The organism is Bradyrhizobium sp. 147, assembly GCF_023073935.1.
Lineage (GTDB): Bacteria > Pseudomonadota > Alphaproteobacteria > Rhizobiales > Xanthobacteraceae > Bradyrhizobium.
The window spans coordinates 98,021-116,695 of the sequence record NZ_JADPKL010000005.1 but is presented as its reverse complement, the minus strand read 5'-3'; the positions used below and the strand labels follow the sequence as shown (position 1 = coordinate 116,695).

Sequence of the window (18,675 nt, the reverse complement as noted above, 5' to 3'; positions counted from 1 at the left end):
TCTCATCCCGACACCGCCTCGATTCGACGCAAAATCAAGCGCGCGGGCTGGGATGATGCCTTCCTCCTCAGTATGCTTCGCCATATGCGATAGCCCTGCCCGCAGGCGGGGGAGGGCAGGGGAGAGGGTTGTCTCCGCAACGGGACAATCCCCTAGAGGAGAAAACCCTCACCCGACGCTTCGCGTCGACCTCTCCCGCAGGCGGGAGAGGTGCACGATCGCCGTGGCTTGCACCAATTCAACAAAAGAAGACTCTGCCTCTCATGAGTAAGCGCCAATGACGATCACGCAGTCGCAACAACTCCCTCACTTCACCGACGCAGAAAGCTTCCGCGTCTATCGCGCTGATCCATCGCAATGGCTGGGAAACGCGCTCGACATCGCGCGCGGCCACGGTCTCGATGCCAGCGAGCCCCAGGTATTTTCCACCGGCACCAATCTCGTCATCGGCCTCGGTGAAAAACTCATCCTCAAAATCTTCCCGCCGCTGCTGCGCGCGCAATTCATCTCCGAGCGCGGCTCGCTGACGCAGCTTGCCGGCCGCTTGCATCTGCCAATTCCGGAGATCGTCGCGGAGGGGATGCGCGACGGCTGGCCATACCTGATCATCACGCGCCTTGCCGGCACGCTGGGCTCGGAGGCCTGGCCGCACTTGGCGGAAGACCAGAAGGAGCGCGTGCTGCACCAGATCGGCGAGACCATCGCCTCCGTGCAGCGCGCCCCGCTCGGAGAGCTCGCGCACATCGAGCCGCGCTGGGACGATTTCATGCGCCAGCAGATGCAGGGCTGTAAGGCGCGGCACTTGCGTCTTGGCCTTGCGCCGAAATTCCTCGGAGGTCTGGAAGATCTCCTGCGCGATGCGGCAAAACTCATTCCAATGGATGCGCCGCCGGTGATCTTGATCGGCGAATACATTCCGGAGAATTTTCTGCTCGCCTGTGATGACGGCCAATGGTCGCTCGCCGGCCTGTTCGACTTCGGCGACGTCCTCGCGGGATCGCGCGATTACGATCTGCTCGGGCCCAGCGCGTTCATGGCGGCGGGGCGGCCGGGCAGGGTGCGCAGCCTGCTCGACGGCTTTGGCTATGCAAAGCTCGATTTCGCGCTCAAGCGGCGCCTGATGGCCCTGATGCTGCTGCACCGCGCCAGCGACCTCAACAGCCATATCTGTGTCGAAGGCTGGCAGGAGAGGGCGAATGACCTGGTCGAATTGCAGGAGCTGATCTGGCCTGGGTGATCCCGCCCCACAGTCCGGGGCGCTGCGGAGCGGCAAGGCCGGAATCATTGTCCCGCGCATTCTGCGGCTGGATAGATTCCGGGCTCGATGCTGCGCATCGCCCCGGAATGACGGCCAATCCTCATCGCTTCAGCAGGTCGCCACGCTACCTGCTCAAGGGATTCTGCTATCGCCTTCTGAATGGGCCTCTGTATCGCCGGCCTAATATTTAGGCAATTTCCTGTCCTTGTATGCAGAAGAGGAGCGTGCCGCATCGGCTTTGAGAGGCCTCCTGTTTACATTCTCGTGGAATACCAATCTCTTAGGATCAGGCTAAGCCTCCATTAAGCCTTGGCACGAACCTTGCGAATCCGGCTCCAACCAAAAACGTTGTGTTGGAGCGATTTCATGAAGCGCCGCGATTTCCTCAAGTCCGTTTCCGGATTGGCCGCTGGCGCGGCGCTTCCGGCCATGCCCTCGATGATCTCCTCGGCCAAGGCCGATGCGCGCTCCGAGACGCTACTGATCGTCTCCGAGGGCGGCCCCAACAATCTCGACATCCACGGCGTCGGCACCAACGTGCCCGGCTATGAGGTGTCCTGGAATTGCTACGACCGCCTGATCAGCCACGAGATGAAAAGCGGACCCGGCGGCGTGCCTTATTACGACCGCGACAAGTTCAAGGGCGAGCTCGCCGAGGACTTGAAGATCGACGACATGTCGGTCACCTTCAAGCTGAAGAAGAACGCCAAATTCCACGACGGCGCGCCGGTCACCGCCAAGGACGTGAAATGGTCGCTCGACCGCGCTGTCAGCGTCGGCGGCTTCCCGACCTTTCAGATGAGCGCGGGCTCGCTGACCAAGCCGGAGCAGTTCGTCGTGCTCGACGACCATACGGTGCGCGTCGATTTCCTGAAGAAGGACAAGCTGACGATTCCCGATCTCGCGGTCATCGTGCCCTGCATCGTCAATTCCGAGCTGGTGAAGAAGAACGCCAGCGAGAAGGATCCCTGGGGCCTCGAATTCACCAAGCAGCAGACCGCGGGCTCCGGCGCCTACAAGGTGACGAAGTGGACCGCCGGCACCGAAGTCATCATGGAGCGCAACGAGGATTGGGTCGGCGGTCCCTTGCCCAAGATCAAGCGCGTGATCTGGCGCATGGTGCCGCAGGCCGGCAACCGCAGGGCCCTGCTCGAGCGCGGCGATGCCGACATCTCGTATGAGCTGCCGTTCAGGGATTTTCAGGAGATGAAGGCGAACGGCAAGCTCAATGTGGTGTCGCTGCCGTTCTCCAACGGCATCCAGTATATCGGCATGAACGTCACCAAGCCGCCGTTCGACAATCCCAAGGTGCGGCAGGCCATCGCCTATGCATTGCCGTATCAGAAGATCATGGACGCGGTGCTGTTCGGGCTCGGCAATCCCATGTTCGGCGCGCCCAAGGACAAGCCGACCGAAGTCGCCTGGCCGCAGCCGCACAAGTTCAACACCGACGTGGACAAGGCGAAGGCGCTGCTCAGCGAGGCCGGCTACGCCAACGGTTTCGAGACCACGATCTCATTCGATCTCAACTTCGCCGGCGTCAACGAGCCGCTCTGCGTGCTGGTGCAGGAGAGCCTCGCCCAGCTGGGCATCAAGACCACCATCAACAAGGTGCCCGGCGCTAACTGGCGCACCGAATTGAACAAGAAGGAGATGCCGCTTTTCACCAACGTGTTCTCGGGCTGGCTCGATTACCCCGAATACTTCTTCTACTGGTGCTATCACGGCAACAATTCCGTCTTCAACACGATGAGCTACAAGTCGGCGGAGATGGACAAGCTCATCGACGGCGCGCGCACGGCCGCAGCCACCGGCGACAAGGCAGCCTATGAGGCCGACGTAAAAGGCTTCGTCGATCTCGCCTATTCCGACCTTCCGCGCATCCCGCTGTACCAGCCCTTCGTCAACGTCGCGATGCAGAAGAACATCAGCGGCTACCAATACTGGTTCCACCGCCGCCTGGATTACCGCGCGATGGCGAAGGGGTGAGTAGGGTGAATGGCGAATAGCGAACAGTGAATAGCGTTCTGGCGAATGGCGAATAGGAGTAGCGAATGGTGTGCAACGAGGCGGACGTTCTGCTGCTCGCCACTCGCTATTCGCCATTCGCCCGAGAGCCGCGGAACGAGAGGCTTGCCGCATGTTAGCAATCATCGGCAAGCGGTTGATGTTCGCGATCCCCTCGCTGATCGGCGTCGTCATCGTCACCTTCCTGCTGACGCGCGCGCTGCCAGGCGATCCCGCCGCCTACTTCGCCGGCCCTGCCGCGACCAAGGAAGCCGTCGAGCAGATCCGCAAGAAGCTCGGTCTCGACAGGCCGCTGATCGAGCAATTCTTCCGCTACACGGGCGATCTCGCTCATGGCGATTTCGGCAACTCGCTGACCACCGGCCAGCCGGTCGCGGCCGAGATCCGCAACCGCCTGCCGGCGTCCGCCGAGCTGACGCTGCTCGGCCTCTTCGTCTCGATCGCCATCGCCATTCCGCTCGGCGTGCTGGCGGCAACGCGGCCGGGATCGTGGATCGATCATCTCTGCCGCGTCACGACGACGGCCGGCGTGTCGCTGCCGGTGTTCTTCACCGGCCTCGTGCTGGTCTATGTCTTCTATTTCCGCCTCGGCTGGTCGCCGGCGCCGCTCGGCCGGCTCGACGTGTTCTACAGCGCGCCGCCGACAGTAACCGGCTTCTACCTGATCGACACGCTGCTCGCGCGCGACATTGAGGCGTTTCGCTCCGCGCTGAGCCAGCTGATCTTGCCCGCGACGACGCTCGCGATCTTCTCGCTGGCGCCGATCGCGCGCATGACGCGCGCCTCGATGCTGGCGGTACTGGCTTCGGAGTTCGTGCGAACGGCCCGCGCCAGCGGCCTGTCGCCGGGGACCGTCATCGTCACCTACGCCTTCCGCAACGCCATGCTTCCGGTCATCACCACGTTGAGCATGGTGTTCTCGTTCCTCTTGGGTGCCAACGTGCTGGTGGAGAAAGTGTTCGCCTGGCCGGGCATCGGCTCCTATGCGGTGGAAGCGCTGATCTCGTCCGACTTCGCGCCGGTGCAGGGCTTCGTTCTGACCATGGCCGTCATGTACGTGCTGCTCAATCTCGTGATCGACATTTTGTACGGCGTGATCGATCCGCGCGTCAGGCTGGAGGGCTAGCGCATGAGGTTTGGTCGGTTGCGAGCCCCAAGGAAGGTGGGCTCCCTCCCCCGCTTGCGGGGGAGGGTTGGGGAGAGGGTGTCTCCACAATCGAGAACCCCCAAGAGGAGAGAACCCTCACCCGGCGCTCCGCGCCGACCTCTCCCGCAAGCGGGAGAGGTGAGGCACCTTCGCTACGCGTTAGCTCAATCAAGCGCTATCTGGACGACATCATGAGCACCGTTGCGCCTGCGGTCGAACCCGTCGGTCCTGCGCGGACCTCCGGCCTCGTCGCGATCCTCGATCAGACCCGGTACGTCCTTGGCGAGAACAAGGTCACGGGCTTCGCCTTCGCGCTGCTCATCCTGATCCTCCTGGCCGCGATCTTCGGCCCCTATGTCGTGCCGTATGATCCGCTCGCCTCCGATACCGCCGCCGCGCTGAATCCGCCGTCGGCGGCGCACCGGTTCGGCACCGACCAGCTCGGCCGCGACATTTTTAGCCGCGTCGTGGTGGCGACGCGGCTCGATGTTTTCATCGCGGTCGCCTCCGTCGCGCTGGTGTTCTTGATGGGCGGGCTCGCCGGCATCGCCGGCGGTTATTTCGGCGGCTGGACCGACCGCATCGTCGGCCGCATCGCCGACACCATCATGGCTTTCCCGCTGTTCGTGCTGGCGATGGGCATCGTCGCTGCGCTCGGCAACACCGTGCAGAACATCATCCTCGCAACCGCGATCGTGAACTTCCCACTCTACGCCCGCGTCGCTCGCGCCGAGGCCAATGTCCGCCGCAATGCCGGCTTCGTGCAGGCGGCACGTCTGTCCGGCAACGGCGAATTCCGCATCCTCCTGGTGCACATCCTGCCGAACATCATGCCGATCATGATCGTGCAGATGTCGCTGACCATGGGCTACGCCATCCTCAACGCCGCCGGCCTGTCCTTCATCGGGCTCGGCGTCCGCCCGCCGACCGCCGAATGGGGCATCATGGTCGCCGAAGGTGCGGGCTTCATGGTCTCGGGCGAGTGGTGGATCGCGCTATTCCCCGGCCTTGCTTTGATGATCGCTGTGTTCTGCTTCAACCTCCTCGGCGACGGCCTGCGCGACATCGTCGACCCGCAGCGGAGAACGTGATGGCTGTTGTCCGCGCGAATTTTCGACCGAAATTCTGCAATGAAATCAAGTGCCTTCTACTGTGCATGGGGTTGTTTTCGCCATTTTTGATTGGGAGGTCCTCGTGACCGCCCGGCCCCTGCTCGAGGTCCAGGACCTCACCGTCGAATTCACCACCCGTCGCGGCATCGTCAAGGCGGTGCAGCAGGTCAGCATCTGCCTCGCCAAGGGGGAGACGCTGGCGATCGTCGGCGAGTCCGGATCCGGCAAGTCGGTGACCTCCTATGCGGTGATGCGCATCCTCGATCGCGCGGGGCGGATCGCCGAAGGTTCGGTCATGTTCTCCGGCATCGACGTCAAGGCCGCGACCGAGGACCAGATGCGCGATCTGCGCGGCCGCGAGGTCTCGATGATCTTCCAGAATCCGCGCGCTGCCCTGAATCCGATCCGCAAGGTGGGCGATCAGATCGAGGACGTCTTGCGCACCCATGTGCAGCAGGCCCAGGTCGCCGATCACGGCGAGAAGGCGATCGAGGCGCTGGAGCAGGTCAAGATCGCCCGGCCGCGCGAGCGCTACCACGCCTATCCGTTCGAGCTGTCAGGCGGCATGTGCCAGCGCGTCGTCATCGCGCTCGCGCTGGCCTGCAATCCGCAGCTCCTGATCGCGGACGAGCCGACCACCGGCCTCGACGTCACCACACAGAAGGCGGTGATGGACCTGATCGTCGAGCTGACCAAACGACGTGCGATGTCGACCATCCTGATCACGCACGACCTCGGCCTCGCCGCCGCCTATTGCGATCGTGTGGTGGTGATGGAGAAGGGAAGAGTGGTCGAGACCGCGAAGGCTGCCGACATCTTCGCCAGCCCGCAGCACCCCTACACCAAGAAGCTGATGCGCGCGACGCCGCGGCTGGGTGTATCGTTGCGAGACTTGCTGCCGGAGGAGGGGGCTGGAGCGGCGCAATCCCCATTCGTCATGGCCGGGCTTGACCCGGCCATCCATCACACTTCGAAAGACCTCTCTCAGTCGATGGACCCCCGGGTCAAGCCCGGGGGTGACGAGAGTACAAAGCCCCTCCTCCTCGTCGAAAAGCTCGTCAAGGAATATTCCCGCCAGGGCGCGACCGCCGTGCTCGGCAAATTGTTCGGCCGCAAGCCGCCCGTCGAGCCGGAGGTGTTCCGCGCCGTCGACGGCATCAGCTTCTCGATTCGCGTCGGCGAGAGCGTCGGCCTGGTCGGCGAGTCCGGCTGCGGCAAATCGACGACGTCGATGATGGTGATGCGCCTGCTCGACCAGACCTCGGGCCTGATCCAGTTCGGCGGCGATGACATCGGCAGCATCGCGCCTGCCGCATTCGCCCGGCTGCCGCAGCGCAGCCGCATCCAGATGGTGTTCCAGGACCCGACCGACAGCCTCAACCCGCGCTTCACCGCCGCGCGCGCCATTGCGGACCCGATCATGCAGCTCGGCGACATCAGCGGGCGCGACGCGCTGCGCGCCCGTTGCGAGGAGCTGGCCACGATGGTCGGCCTGCCGCACAACTTGCTCGATCGCTTCCCGCATCAATTGTCCGGCGGCCAGAAGGCCCGCGTCGGCATCGCCCGCGCCATCGCCCTGCATCCAAAACTCGTGATCCTGGACGAGCCGACGGCGGCGCTTGACGTGTCGGTGCAGGCCGTTGTCCTCAATCTGCTTCAGGACCTGAAGCAGCGCCTAGGTATGAGTTATCTGTTCGTCTCGCATGATTTGAATGTGGTGCGCTTGTTGTGCGATCGTGTCATTGTGATGCGGACGGGACGGATCGTCGAAGAAGGCTCTTCCGAGAAGGTCTTGAGCGATCCGCAGGACGACTACACCAAGGAACTGCTGACGGCGATCCCGCATCCGCCGATGCAGGTTCACTGAGATAGTGTGGGAGCGTGATGGCCGAGCCGCAAGACAATCATATCGACGACTATATCGAAGCCGTATCGAAGGCGCTTGCGCTACCGGTCGAGGAGGCCTGGAGACCCGCCGTTCGCGCCAATCTCGAAGTCTCGCTGCGGCTTGGCCGCCTCGTCGACGAATTCGCGCTGCCGGACGAGACGGAGCCGGCGCCGATTTTCACGGCCTGATGTCGCCATGACCATCAAGCCAGAGATGACCGCTGCTGAGATCGCGAGCGCGGTTGCGGGCGGCAGGATGTCGGCGCTCGCTGCCACGGAAGCAGCTCTCGCGCGTATCAAGCAGCACGATACGATCCTCAATTCGTTCACCGACGTCACCGCCGACCGTGCCCGCGCCAAGGCGCGCGCGATCGATGCCGACATCGCGGCGGGAAAGAAAGTCGGTCCGCTCGCCGGCGTGCCCTTTGCAGTGAAGAACCTGTTCGACGTAGCTAACCTCGTGACGCGCGCGGGCTCGAAGATCAACCGCGACCTCGCGCCAGCCAGGCGCGACGCCACGTTGATCGAACGGATGGAAGCAGCCGGCGCCGTGCTGGTCGGCGCGCTCAATATGGGCGAATACGCCTACGACTTCACCGGCGAGAACATCCACGACGGTCCCTCGCGCAATCCACACGACACCACGCGGATGACCGGAGGCTCCTCGGGTGGATCGGGCAGCGCCGTTGGCGGCGCGCTGGTGCCGATCGCGCTCGGCTCGGACACCAATGGGTCGATCCGGGTGCCGTCCTCGTTCTGCGGCATCTTTGGTTTGAAGCCGACGTACGGTCGGCTGTCGCGGGCGCGCTCGTTCCCGTTCGTTGCGAGCCTCGATCATCTCGGCCCGCTGGCGCGCTCCGTCGCCGACCTCGCGCTCGCCTATGACGCGATGCAGGGACCGGATGCCGACGATGCCGCATGCAGCACGCGTGAGGTCGAACAGGTGGCGCCGCTGCTCGGCCAGTCCATCTCGGGCTTGCGCATCGCGATCGCCGGCGGTCACTTTCAGAAGAACGTGTTTCCGGAAGCGGTCGAAGCCGTCAGCCGCATTGCCAAGGCGCTTGGCGCGACTGAGATCGTCGACATTCCCGAAGCCTCGCGCGCCCGCGCGGCGGCTTATGTCATTACCACCACCGAAGGCGCCTCGCTGCATCTCGATCGCCTGCGCAAGCGCCCGAACGATTTTGATCCTGCCGTGCGCGACCGGCTGATTGCGGGCGCCATGGTGCCGGCGCCGCTGGTCGACCGCGCACAAAAATTCCGACGCTGGTATCGCGGCCAGCTCGCCGAAATCTTCAAGTCGGTCGACGTGTTGCTTGCGCCGGCAACGCCGTGCACTGCGCCGAAGCTTGGCCAGGTGAATTTTACGCTCGACGGCGTCGAGCTGCCGGTGCGCGCCAATATCGGCATCCACACCCAGCCGATCTCCTTTATCGGCCTTCCGGTCGTCGCCGTGCCGGTGCCGCTCGAGCCGCTGCCGATCGGCGTGCAGATCATCGCCGCGCCGTGGCGCGAGGACGTCGCGTTGCGCGTCGCGTACGCACTGGAGAAGATGGGCGTGGCATCGGCGCCGTCGCCAAGGGGACTTTGAGGATTTTGAGATGGAGATCGATCTTCCCGACGTGATCGCCGAAGTCAGAGCCGCGTTCGAGCGCTATGAGCAGGCCCTGGTCAGCAACGACGTCGCCGTGCTCGGTGAGCTTTTCCGCAACGACCCCCGCACGCTGCGCTACGGCATCGGCGAGAACCTCTACGGCTATGAGGCGATCTCCGGCTTCCGGGCCGGCCGCTCGCCGGTCGGCCTGAACCGGCGCACCGCGAAGACCGTGATTACGAGCTATGGCCGCGACACGGCCGTGGCCTCCACCTTGTTCTATCGCGACACCGTGCCCGGCAAGGTCGGCCGGCAGATGCAGACCTGGATTCGCTTTCCGGAGGGCTGGCGCGTCGTCGCCGCCCATGTCAGCATCATCGACGAGCCGAAAGAGACCGTATGACGCTTGACGACTTTCCGCACGGAGCGCTGCCGGTCGAGCCGGTGGTGCCGCGCGTCGACCGTCCCTCACAATCGCTGCACAAGGTCACGCGCGCCGAGGAGCTACGTCTTCAGCTCGCCGACGAGATCGTGCGTGGAACTTTGGCTCCCGGGGCGCCGCTCGACGAGACCGACATCGCGCGCCGCTTCAGCGTCTCGCGCACGCCGGTGCGCGAGGCGTTGCGCCAGCTGGTGGCGAGCGGTCTTGTCGAGGCGCGCGCCCATCGTGGGGCAGTGGTGGCGCAGCCCTCGATCGAGCGGCTGAAGAGCATGTTCGAGGCAATGGCGGAGCTCGAGGCATTGTGCGCCGGCCTTGCCGCAGAGCGCATGTCGGCCGCCGAGCGGCATGGTCTGGAGGCCATCCACGAGGAGCTACGGGTGCTGAGCTATGCCGGCAATCCCGAGCGTTTCCACGATGTCAACGAGCGCTTTCACAACGCGATCTATGCGGGATCGCAGAACGGCTACATCGCCGAGATCACGCTCGCCACCCGCGTGCGCGTTCAGCCGTTCCGCCGCGCCCAGTTCCGCAATCTCGGACGGCTCGCCAAGTCGCAAGCTGAGCACGACCGCGTCGTCGTCGCCATCATGCGCGGCGACAAGCAGGGGGCCGCGGCAGCCATGCGCGCGCATATCGAATTGGTGCGCGGGGAGTATGAGATCTATTCGGTGTCGGTGTAGGGCGACTCGCTCGGTGCGGTAGGGTGGGCAAAGCGAAGCGTGCCCACCATCCTAACATCCTTGCGGATGGATGGTGGGCACGGTGCTTCGCACCTTTGCCCACCCTACCGCACCTATGTCGTCGCGGCTTCCGCCATATACTTCCGCCAGCCGCCATACGCCGTGATGTCGCGTGCGTCTGGCAACGCCTCCGGCTCGACGAGAAACCCTTTCACGCTGCGGCCGTCGGTAAGCCTGATCGTGCCGATCGCCATCGGCGAAGGAATCGCATTGACGAACTTGCCGAAGGCAGAGGACGACAGGGACCAGATCTCCAGCTCGATTGCGGCGCCCTTGCCGGCTTCGACGCGCAGCATGCCCGGCTTGGGCGGCGTGGTCTTGAGTGCATAGAGCTGGTAGTCCGGCGCGGTCTTGGTCGCTTCGATCAGGCGTCCGTTCAGCGCCTTGAGCTCGCCATTCAGCGCCATGCCGGAGAGATGGGCGCCGACGACTGCGATCGGAATCTCCTCACCGCTGCTTGCGGGCAGCGGCGCGAGCGGTGCTTGCGCCACGCTCTTTGCGCCGAGACGGAGCTTCGTATCCGCATGGAACACACGGCCGATGCTGGCGAGCAACGCGTCGCATCCTGCGGGGGCGAGCAGCGTAATGCCGAACGGAATGCCGTCGGCGCGCATCGACGCCGGCACGGCAAGGCCGCAGAGGTCGAGCAGATTGACAAAGTTGGTGTAAGTACCGAGCCGGCTGTTGAGCTCGACCGGATTGGCCAGCACCTCCGCGCTCGTATAGGCGGTCGGCGCGGTCGGCAGCACCAGCGCGTCGATGTTCGCAAATGTGCGCTCGGCGATCTTGCGCAAGCCCTGCAGGCGGTAGAGCGCGGAGAAGGTCTCCTCCGCCGTCAACCGCGCGCCGGCCGCCGTGATCTCGCGCGTCACGGGGTGGATCGCATCGGGTGCGGACGCGAGCAGATCCTTGATCACGAGGTAGCGCTCGGCGACCCACGGCCCCTGGTAGAGCAGCCGCGCCGTCTCATAGAATGGCTCAAGGTCGAACTCGACGAGATCCGCGCCAAGCGCGGTCCAGCGCTTCAGCACATCGCCGTAAGCGGCTTCCGCCGCCTTGTCGCCGAAGAAGATCAGCTGCCCGTTGCGTGGCACGCCGAGGCGCAAATTCGCCGGGAACGACGTGAGCTGCTGAAGCGGCCGGTCGCGCGAGAACGGGTCGGCCTGATCCGGGCCGGCCATCACGGAGAGCGCCAGCGCAGCGTCGTCGACTGTCAGTGCGAACACCGAGATGCAGTCCAACGTGCGGCAGGCGGGCACGAGGCCCGCGGTCGAGATCATGCCGAGGCTCGGCTTCAGCCCGACGATGTTGTTGAGCATCGCCGGCACGCGGCCGCTGCCGGCGGTGTCGGTGCCGAGGGAGAGCGGCACGAGCCCGGCGCCGACGGCCACTGCCGAGCCCGAGCTCGAGCCGCCGGGAACGAGATCCTCATGGATCGAATTTTTGGGAATGCCGTAGGGCGAGCGCACGCCGACGAGGCCGGTCGCGAACTGATCGAGATTGGTCTTGCCGATGATAATGGCGCCCGCAGCGCGCAGGCGCTCCACGGCGGTGGAGTCGCGCGTTGGCGTATAGGCGAAGGCGGGACAGGCCGCGGTGGTCGGAAATCCCAGCGCGTCGATATTGTCCTTCACCGCAACCGGCACGCCGTAGAGCGGCAGGCTCGCGGCATCCTTCGTGGCAAGTCTCTCGGCCTCCGCGATCGCGTCCTCCTCGTCGCGCAGGCTGATGAAGACCGCGGGATCGTTGTGGTTGCGAATGCGCTGGTAGGTCCGTGCGACCGTCTGCGCCGGCGTCAGCGTGCCCGCGCGATGCGCGGCCACAATCGCGGCGATCGTTTCAGGCTGCTCAGCCCCCATGACGACAAAACTCCGGCAACTGGTTCACCCCGGCTCGAAGCAAGCGATGTGCCATTGTGTACAGTATAGAGGTTGGGCAAGTACCCGGATAATATCGTGAGATCAGGGCCTTGCCGCGAGCTGGGCGTCGAGCGCACGCGCTCGGTTAGGGGCATCTGCTTAAATTATGAGCAGCGGGGGTCAGGTGAAGTCGGCGAGAATCCGAAGCAGGTGCTGCCGGTTCTCCCTGCCGATCTTCGCCTCGACATGCCGCTCGTGCTCCGCGGCAAGTCGTTTGAACTTGGCCAGTTCCGTCGCGCCCTGTGCGGTGAGGTGCAACGCGTGCGAGCGCCGGTCCGTCTTCGACTTGACCCGCTTCACATATCTGCGCCTTTCGAGGCTGTCGAGCAGATGCACCAGCCGCGCGCGCTCGATGCCGAGGCGCTTGGCTACGGCCATCTGCGACAGGCCGGGATTGGCACCGATCACCGTCAGCACCGAATATTGCGTCGGCCTGATGTCGACCTCACCGAGCGTCCTGATGAAGTCCTGAAAGATCCATATTTGGAAGCGCCGCACCGCGTAGCCGGCGTGCCCGACCAGCGCATCGAGGCCGACCTCGTCGGAGTCACTCCGCTGCACTGCGCCGTTGCCGGCGCGTTTGCGTGGGGACGTCTGGGCTGCGCTGCTTGTCACATCGTGTCTCCCTCGGCGCGACCTTAGCGCCTCGACGGGCGGTGCGAAAGATTGTTGTTGACGACAACAATTGTCCCGCCCAACATTGCGGCCAAGCAGCCCGGAACGAGGCGGCCGCCGATCCCGAATCGGGGCGGAGGAGGAAACCCCATGATGACCGCCCCACGCGGTGACGCTGCAAGCCTGTTCGCAACGCCAAGGACGGTCGCAGAGCATCGCGCCGACGGCAGCATCGTGCTGCGCTCGCCCGAGCCACTTGGCGCGAGCGCGCGCTGCACCGGCGACTGGCTGGAGCAATGGGCGCGGCAAACACCCGATACGATCTTCCTCGCCGAGCACGGCAGTGCCGATGCGCCCTGGACTACCGTCACCTATGCGCAGGCGCTGCGGCAGGTGCGGGCGGCCGCGTCCTGGATCCTGGCGCAGGGCCTCAGCGCCGAGCGACCGCTCGCTATCCTCTCCGACAACAGCATCGATCACGCGCTGCTCGCGCTCGCGGCGCAGCATGTCGGCGTGCCCTCAGCGGCGGTTTCACCCGCCTATTCGCTGATGTCGAAAGATTTCGACAAGCTCAGGAGCATGATCGCGCTGCTCGCGCCGGGTGCGATCTATGTCTCCGCAACCAAGCCATTTGCGGCGGCCCTGGCCGCGATCAGGCCGTTGCACACGGCGCAGATCATCAGCGGTCATGCCGACGACGCCGATGCGCTGTCGTTCCGCACCATTGCGGAGACGCCAGAGACGCCCGACGTCGCCAAAGCCTTCGCCGCGGTGACGCCGGATACCATCGCGAAATTCCTGTTCACCTCGGGCTCGACCGGTACGCCCAAGGCGGTCATCAACACCCAGCGCATGCTGACCTCGAGCCAACAGGCCAAGGCGCAGGCCTGGACGTTTCTCGAACCGAGCCGCGGCGATCTCGTGATCCTCGATTGGCTGCCCTGGAGCCACACCTTCGGCGCCAACCACAATTTCAACCTCGTGCTGCGCAATGGCGGCTCGCTCTATATCGACGGCGGCAAGCCAGCGCCGGGTCTGTTTGCGATGTCGCTCGCCAATCTAAGAAGCGTGATGCCGACGGTCTATTTCAACGTGCCGCGCGGCTTCGACATGCTGATCGCGGCACTGCGCGGCGACGAGGAGCTGCGCCGCCGCTTCTTCGGCGAGGTGAAATTCGCTTTCTATGCCGGCGCGGCGCTGCCGCAGAATCTGTGGGATGCGCTCGAAGATCTCTCGATCAAGACCGTCGGCCGTGCGTTGCCGATGGTCTCGGCCTGGGGCTCAACCGAGACGTCCCCGCTCGCGACCGATTGCCATTTCCTCGCAGAACGCTCGGGCAATATCGGCGTGCCGATTCCCGGCACCGAGCTCAAGCTCGTCGCCGCCGGCGACAAGCTGGAAGTTCGCGTGCGCGGTCCCAACGTCACGCCGGGCTATTGGAAGGCGCCGGAGCTGACGAAGCAGGCGTTCGACGACGAAGGATTCTATCTCATCGGCGACGCCGTAAGGTTTGCCGATGCCAAGCGGCCTGAGCGCGGCCTGTTCTTCGATGGGCGCGTCGCGGAAGATTTCAAGCTAAATTCCGGAACTTGGGTCAGCGTCGGCACCTTGCGTGTCGCCGGCATTGCCGCATTGGCGCCGCTCGCGCAGGATATCGTCGTCACCGGCCATGGCGGCGACGAGGTGCGGTTCCTGGTGTTTCCGAATATCGCAGCCTGCCGCGCTCATGCCGGGCTGGGCGACGCGGCGGCTGTGAACGACGTGCTGGCGCATGACAAGGTCAGGACCGCGATCGCGCAGGGTCTGACGCGGCTGAAACAGCAGAGCAGCAACTCCTCCGGCCATGCCACGCGCGCGTTGCTGCTCGCCGAGCCGCCATTGGTCGACGGCGGCGAGATCACCGACAAAGGCTACATCAACCAGCGCGCCGTGCTGACGCGTCGTGCCGATGCGGTGGCACGGCTGAACGATGATGCGTCGCGCGAGTGGGTTGGCTTATAGCTATTAGCTAGCGAGACGAACAGGCACTCGCTTTCCACGTCGTCATTGCGAGGAGCCCTTGCGACGAAGCAAATCCAGACTGTTGCCGCGGAAGGATTCTGGATTTGCTTCGCTGCGCTCGCAAATGGCGGAGAGTGGGGCAGGAAGTGAAAGAGCTCGCCCAATACGCCAGTCACCCTGCCGCATTATCTTGTCGATTATTTTGTTGCCCAAGCAACTAATTTATGCGAACCGTTCCAGAGAAGGATGACGGCGGACGAACCGCTGCGTCTGATCCTGGAGGAAACAATGCGCGGCCAGAATGGTGCCGTCGGCAAGTGCCGGCGCAAGCCTGGACACGAAAGGAGCAGACGGCCGGCGCGCGATCTGTCAGGCCTCAGTGCTGCCGGTGACCGCGCCGAGATTTTCGTGCAGCCGACGGAGCAGGTCGATCAGCACCTCGCGCTCGTCCTTGCTGAGGCAGGACAGGAGGCGCCGCTCGCGTTCGAGCGCCGCGATGATCACCTTGTCGTGGGTGGCGCGGCCCTTCGCCGTGAGCGAGATCGAATGGGTGCGGCCATCGTTCGGGTCGGTGCGGATCGACACCAGCCCACGCTTTTCGAGCCCCGCGAGCGTCCGGCTCACCGGGCCCTTGTCGAAGCCGATGACGTGGCAGATGCGCGAGGCCGGAATTCCGGGCTCGATCGCCAGCAGCGACATGATCCGCCATTCCGTGACGTTGACGCCGAACTGCCGCTGATAGAACGCGGTCGCGCTGTTCGAGAGCTTGTTGGCGATGAAGGTGATGAAGGCCGGGACGTAACGATCGAGATCGAGCGTCGGCCCGAATTCGGCGGGCGCAGGCTTTTGGCGGGCTCTATTCAAGGACGGCGGCATATCGGGGTTCTGAGTCGCGGCTTGTCCCATGACCTAAGGGTAAGCGCGGCCGTTTCACAAGTTCAAAATGAGGGAGGTCTTCCATGACTGCATCCGGCTCCCCTGTAGCAGCTGACGTCGCGGCCGTGCCGCATCTCGACGTCGATCCCTTCGCGATGAGTTTTTTTGCCGATCCCTATCCTACACATGAGCTGCTGCGGGAGGCAGGCCCGGTCGTCTATCTCGACAAATGGAGCGTGTACGGCGTGGCGCGTTATGCCGAGGTCCACGCCGTGCTGAACGATCCCGCGACCTTCTGCTCCAGCCGCGGTGTCGGCCTCAGTGATTTCAAGAAGGAGACGCCGTGGCGGCCGCCCAGCCTGATCCTGGAGGCCGATCCACCCGCGCACACCCGCACCCGCGCCGTGCTGTCAAAGGTGCTTTCCCCCACCGTGATGAAGCAGGTGCGCGACCGCTTTGCCGCAGCGGCCGAGGCGCGGGTCGATGCGCTGCTGGAGAAGCGCAGCTTCGATGCAATCGCGGATCTTGCCGAGGCCTATCCGCTCTCGATCTTTCCGGATGCGCTCGGGTTGAAGCCGGAAGGTCGCGAGCATCTGATTCCCTATGCGAGCGTCGTGTTCAACGCCTTCGGACCGCCGAACCAGTTGCGCCAGGAGGCGATCGAACGTTCGGCGCCGCACCAGGCTTATGTCGCCGAGCAGTGCCAGCGCGAGAATCTGGCACCCGGCGGATTCGGCGCCTGTATTCATGACCGCGTCGATGATGGCGAGATCACCGCGACCGAAGCGCCACTGCTGGTGCGCTCGCTGCTGTCGGCCGGGCTCGACACCACCGTCAACGGCATCGGCGCCGCGGTCTATTGCCTCGCGCGCTTCCCGGATCAATGGCAGCGCCTGCGCGAGGATATCTCGCTCGCGCGTGGCGCTTTCGAGGAGGCCGTGCGCTTCGAAAGCCCGGTGCAGACCTTCTTCCGCACCACCACGCGGGAGGTCGAGCTGTCCGGCGCGAAGATCGGCGAAGGCGAGAAGGTGCTGATGTTCCTCGCCGCCGCCAACCGCGATCCGCGGCGCTGGGACAAGCCCGACAGCTACGACATCACCCGCCGCACCTCGGGCCATGTCGGGTTCGGCTCCGGCATCCATATGTGCGTCGGTCAACTCGTCGCCCGCCTCGAAGGCGAGGTGATGCTGGCGGCTCTGGCGCGCCGTATCGCGAAAATCGAGATCGCGGGTGAGCCGAAGCGCCGCTTCAACAACACGCTGCGCGGGCTCGACAGCCTGCCTGTCACCATTATCCCGGCCTGACGAGGAGCTTCATGCCCGCCATCACCTTCATCCATCCCAACGGCAGGTCTGATCGTGTCGAGACCAGTGATGGCGAAAGCGCCATGCAGGCCGCGACCCGCCACGGCGTCGACGGCATTCTGGCCGAATGCGGCGGCAATGCCATGTGTGCGACCTGTCACGTCTATGTCGACGAGAGCTGGCTCGCGCGCCTGCCAGCAATGGCCGACGAGGAGGATGCGCTGCTCGAGGGCACCGCAAGCGAGCGGCTTCCGAACAGCCGGCTGTCCTGCCAGATCCACCTCACGCCCGCGCTCGACGGGCTCGTCGTGAGGCTGCCGGCGCGGCAGGTCTAAAATCTGAACCGCGACGGCAACAATCGGCGTGGCAACACATTCAACAGGGGAGGGAACGATGAAGCATCTGAAGTGGACGCTCGCACTGGCTGCGAGCCTGATGGTCGGTGCGGCAAGCGCCGAGATATCCGACAATGTCGTGCGCGTCGGCGTGCTCAACGACATCTCCGGCATCTTCCAGGACACCAACGGCATGGGCTCAGTCGAGGCGGCACGCATGGCGGCCGAGGATTTCAACGGTGGCGGCAAAGGCATCAAGGTCGAGATCGTCTATGCCGACCATCAGAACAAGGCCGATGTCGGCAGCGCCATCGCGCGCAAATGGCTCGACGTCGAAGGCGTTGATGCCATCGTTGACGTGCCGAACTCGGCGGTCGGCCTCTCCATCAACTCGCTCTTGCGCGATAGCCGCATGACGTTCCTGGCGTCCTCGACGGCAAGCTCCGATCTCACCGGCAAGGCCTGCTCGCCCAACACCATTCAATGGGTCAACGACACCTGGGCGACCGGAAACACCACGGCGGCCGCGATGATGTCACGTGGCGGCAAGGAGTGGTATTTCCTCACGGTCGACTACGCGCTCGGCAAGGGAATCGAGGCCGAGGCACAGAAATACATCGAGGCGCATGGCGGCAAGGTGTTGGGTTCGTCCAAGCATCCGCTCGGGACCTCCGATTTCGCGTCCTTCCTGTTGCAGGCGCAAAGCTCGAAAGCGCAGGTTATCGGCCTTGCCAATGCCGGCGGCGATACCATCAACGCAGTGAAACAGGCCGCCGAATTCGGCATCCAGCAGAGCGGCCAGAAGCTGGTTGCCTTCCTGCTCTTCATCAACGACGTCCACGGCATGGGCATCAAGGTCGCGCAGGGACTCCAGCTGATGGAAGCCTTCTACTGGGACATGAACGACGACACCCGCGCTTTCGCCAAGCGCTTCGCCGCGCGGCCCGGCATGAACGGAAAAATGCCGAGCGGCAATCAGGCCGGCGTCTATGCCTCCACGCTCGCCTATCTCAACGCCGTCGCCGCCACGGGCAGCGATAATGCCAAGAGCGTCGTGCCCGAGATGAAGAAGTTCAGGGGCAAGGACAAGCTGTTCGGCGACACCACGATTCGTCAGGATGGCCGGGTCGTGCACCCAATGTACCTGTTCGAGGTGAAGAAGCCCGAGGAGTCGAAATACCCGTACGATTATTACAAGTTGGTCTCGACGATTCCGGCGGACCAGGCGTTCCGCCCGCTGGCGGAGGGCGGGTGTGAGTTGGTGAAGTAGCGCGAGCTGCGCGCGCTGCTGCACCCTCTCCCCTTGCGGGCCCCCTTGTGGGAGAGGGTGGCTTCGCAAAGCGGAGCCGGGTGAGGGGTTGTCTCCTCACGAACTCCCTTTCGAGTTGAGAGAACCCCTCATCCGGCGCTTCGCGCC

The 18,675-nt window shown here is 64.5% G+C and carries 16 protein-coding genes; 13 read left to right on the top strand and 3 right to left on the bottom strand.

The genetic code is table 11. The features are described from left to right. Nucleotides 1-277: 277 nt before the first annotated feature. The 9 genes from IVA87_RS01240 to IVA87_RS01200 all read left to right on the top strand — a co-directional run bounded on the left by IVA87_RS01240 (nt 278) and on the right by IVA87_RS01200 (nt 10,148). Entirely contained in the window at nt 278-1,237 is a 960-nt protein-coding gene (locus IVA87_RS01240; protein ID WP_247307638.1) for an aminoglycoside 3'-phosphotransferase/choline kinase family protein, read from the top strand. 387 nt (nt 1,238-1,624) lie between these two features. Continuing rightward, entirely contained in the window at nt 1,625-3,247 is a 1,623-nt protein-coding gene (locus tag IVA87_RS01235) for an ABC transporter substrate-binding protein (protein WP_247332411.1), read from the top strand. 151 nt (nt 3,248-3,398) lie between these two features. Next, nucleotides 3,399-4,412 (top strand): ABC transporter permease, encoded by a 1,014-nt coding sequence (locus tag IVA87_RS01230; RefSeq protein WP_247307644.1) that lies wholly within the window; start codon nt 3,399-3,401, stop codon nt 4,410-4,412. A 212-nt stretch (nt 4,413-4,624) separates the two neighbouring features. Further along, nucleotides 4,625-5,524 carry an ABC transporter permease gene (locus IVA87_RS01225; RefSeq protein WP_247332409.1) on the top strand — a complete coding sequence of 300 codons (900 nt, stop codon included), beginning with the start codon at nt 4,625-4,627 and terminating at the stop codon, nt 5,522-5,524. A gap of 103 nt (nt 5,525-5,627) precedes the next feature. Next, nucleotides 5,628-7,412, top strand: a complete 1,785-nt coding sequence (locus IVA87_RS01220) for an ABC transporter ATP-binding protein (protein WP_247332408.1) — start codon at nt 5,628-5,630, stop codon at nt 7,410-7,412. 17 nt (nt 7,413-7,429) lie between these two features. After that, nucleotides 7,430-7,621, top strand: coding sequence for a DUF4089 domain-containing protein (locus IVA87_RS01215; RefSeq protein WP_247332407.1), 192 nt, complete (start codon nt 7,430-7,432; stop codon nt 7,619-7,621). A 7-nt stretch (nt 7,622-7,628) separates the two neighbouring features. Continuing rightward, a complete protein-coding gene (locus IVA87_RS01210) occupies nt 7,629-9,023 on the top strand; it encodes an AtzE family amidohydrolase (protein ID WP_247307652.1) in 1,395 nt (464 codons plus the stop codon). A 10-nt stretch (nt 9,024-9,033) separates the two neighbouring features. Beyond that, entirely contained in the window at nt 9,034-9,429 is a 396-nt protein-coding gene (gene hpxZ / locus IVA87_RS01205) for an oxalurate catabolism protein HpxZ (RefSeq protein WP_247307654.1), read from the top strand. Next, on the top strand, nt 9,426-10,148 hold the full coding sequence (locus tag IVA87_RS01200) for a GntR family transcriptional regulator (protein WP_247307656.1): 723 nt from the start codon (nt 9,426-9,428) through the stop codon (nt 10,146-10,148). The genes hpxZ and IVA87_RS01200 overlap by 4 nt, the downstream gene beginning before the upstream one ends. Before the next feature lie 113 nt (nt 10,149-10,261). Here the strand turns inward: IVA87_RS01200 and atzF are convergent, their stop codons facing one another. Both atzF and IVA87_RS01190 read right to left on the bottom strand, forming a co-directional pair. Further along, nucleotides 10,262-12,067 (bottom strand): allophanate hydrolase, encoded by a 1,806-nt coding sequence (gene atzF / locus IVA87_RS01195; RefSeq protein WP_247332406.1) that lies wholly within the window; start codon nt 12,065-12,067, stop codon nt 10,262-10,264. A 180-nt stretch (nt 12,068-12,247) separates the two neighbouring features. Beyond that, nucleotides 12,248-12,742, bottom strand: coding sequence for a MarR family winged helix-turn-helix transcriptional regulator (locus IVA87_RS01190; protein ID WP_247307661.1), 495 nt, complete (start codon nt 12,740-12,742; stop codon nt 12,248-12,250). Between the two features lie 150 nt (nt 12,743-12,892). Between IVA87_RS01190 and IVA87_RS01185 the strand changes: the two genes are divergently transcribed. Further along, a complete protein-coding gene (locus IVA87_RS01185) occupies nt 12,893-14,743 on the top strand; it encodes a feruloyl-CoA synthase (protein WP_247307663.1) in 1,851 nt (616 codons plus the stop codon). Between the two features lie 369 nt (nt 14,744-15,112). Here IVA87_RS01185 and IVA87_RS01180 read toward each other — a convergent pair whose 3' ends face one another. Next, entirely contained in the window at nt 15,113-15,619 is a 507-nt protein-coding gene (locus IVA87_RS01180; protein ID WP_247307665.1) for a MarR family winged helix-turn-helix transcriptional regulator, read from the bottom strand. 83 nt (nt 15,620-15,702) lie between these two features. Here IVA87_RS01180 and IVA87_RS01175 point away from each other — a divergent pair, with 83 nt between their 5' ends. Genes IVA87_RS01175 through IVA87_RS01165 form a run of 3 tightly spaced genes read left to right on the top strand, consistent with a single transcriptional unit; the run spans nt 15,703 to nt 18,528 of the window. Next, nucleotides 15,703-16,923, top strand: a complete 1,221-nt coding sequence (locus IVA87_RS01175) for a cytochrome P450 (RefSeq protein ID WP_247307668.1) — start codon at nt 15,703-15,705, stop codon at nt 16,921-16,923. 11 nt (nt 16,924-16,934) lie between these two features. Then, on the top strand, nt 16,935-17,258 hold the full coding sequence (locus tag IVA87_RS01170) for a 2Fe-2S iron-sulfur cluster-binding protein (RefSeq protein ID WP_247332405.1): 324 nt from the start codon (nt 16,935-16,937) through the stop codon (nt 17,256-17,258). 58 nt (nt 17,259-17,316) lie between these two features. Beyond that, the gene (locus IVA87_RS01165; RefSeq protein WP_247307674.1) at nt 17,317-18,528 is read left to right on the top strand and encodes an ABC transporter substrate-binding protein; all 1,212 of its coding nucleotides are present in this window, start codon (nt 17,317-17,319) and stop codon (nt 18,526-18,528) included. The last annotated feature ends 147 nt before the right edge of the window (nt 18,529-18,675 follow it).

Coding starts and splice junctions, on each gene's coding strand:
- IVA87_RS01240 (WP_247307638.1), top strand. CDS start 278: ATGACGATCACGCAGTCGCAACAACTCCCTCACTTCACCGACGCAGAA.
- IVA87_RS01235 (WP_247332411.1), top strand. CDS start 1,625: ATGAAGCGCCGCGATTTCCTCAAGTCCGTTTCCGGATTGGCCGCTGGC.
- IVA87_RS01230 (WP_247307644.1), top strand. CDS start 3,399: ATGTTAGCAATCATCGGCAAGCGGTTGATGTTCGCGATCCCCTCGCTG.
- IVA87_RS01225 (WP_247332409.1), top strand. CDS start 4,625: ATGAGCACCGTTGCGCCTGCGGTCGAACCCGTCGGTCCTGCGCGGACC.
- IVA87_RS01215 (WP_247332407.1), top strand. CDS start 7,430: ATGGCCGAGCCGCAAGACAATCATATCGACGACTATATCGAAGCCGTA.
- IVA87_RS01210 (WP_247307652.1), top strand. CDS start 7,629: ATGACCATCAAGCCAGAGATGACCGCTGCTGAGATCGCGAGCGCGGTT.
- hpxZ (WP_247307654.1), top strand. CDS start 9,034: ATGGAGATCGATCTTCCCGACGTGATCGCCGAAGTCAGAGCCGCGTTC.
- IVA87_RS01200 (WP_247307656.1), top strand. CDS start 9,426: ATGACGCTTGACGACTTTCCGCACGGAGCGCTGCCGGTCGAGCCGGTG.
- atzF (WP_247332406.1), bottom strand. CDS start 12,067: ATGGGGGCTGAGCAGCCTGAAACGATCGCCGCGATTGTGGCCGCGCAT.
- IVA87_RS01185 (WP_247307663.1), top strand. CDS start 12,893: ATGATGACCGCCCCACGCGGTGACGCTGCAAGCCTGTTCGCAACGCCA.
- IVA87_RS01180 (WP_247307665.1), bottom strand. CDS start 15,619: ATGCCGCCGTCCTTGAATAGAGCCCGCCAAAAGCCTGCGCCCGCCGAA.
- IVA87_RS01175 (WP_247307668.1), top strand. CDS start 15,703: ATGACTGCATCCGGCTCCCCTGTAGCAGCTGACGTCGCGGCCGTGCCG.
- IVA87_RS01170 (WP_247332405.1), top strand. CDS start 16,935: ATGCCCGCCATCACCTTCATCCATCCCAACGGCAGGTCTGATCGTGTC.
- IVA87_RS01165 (WP_247307674.1), top strand. CDS start 17,317: ATGAAGCATCTGAAGTGGACGCTCGCACTGGCTGCGAGCCTGATGGTC.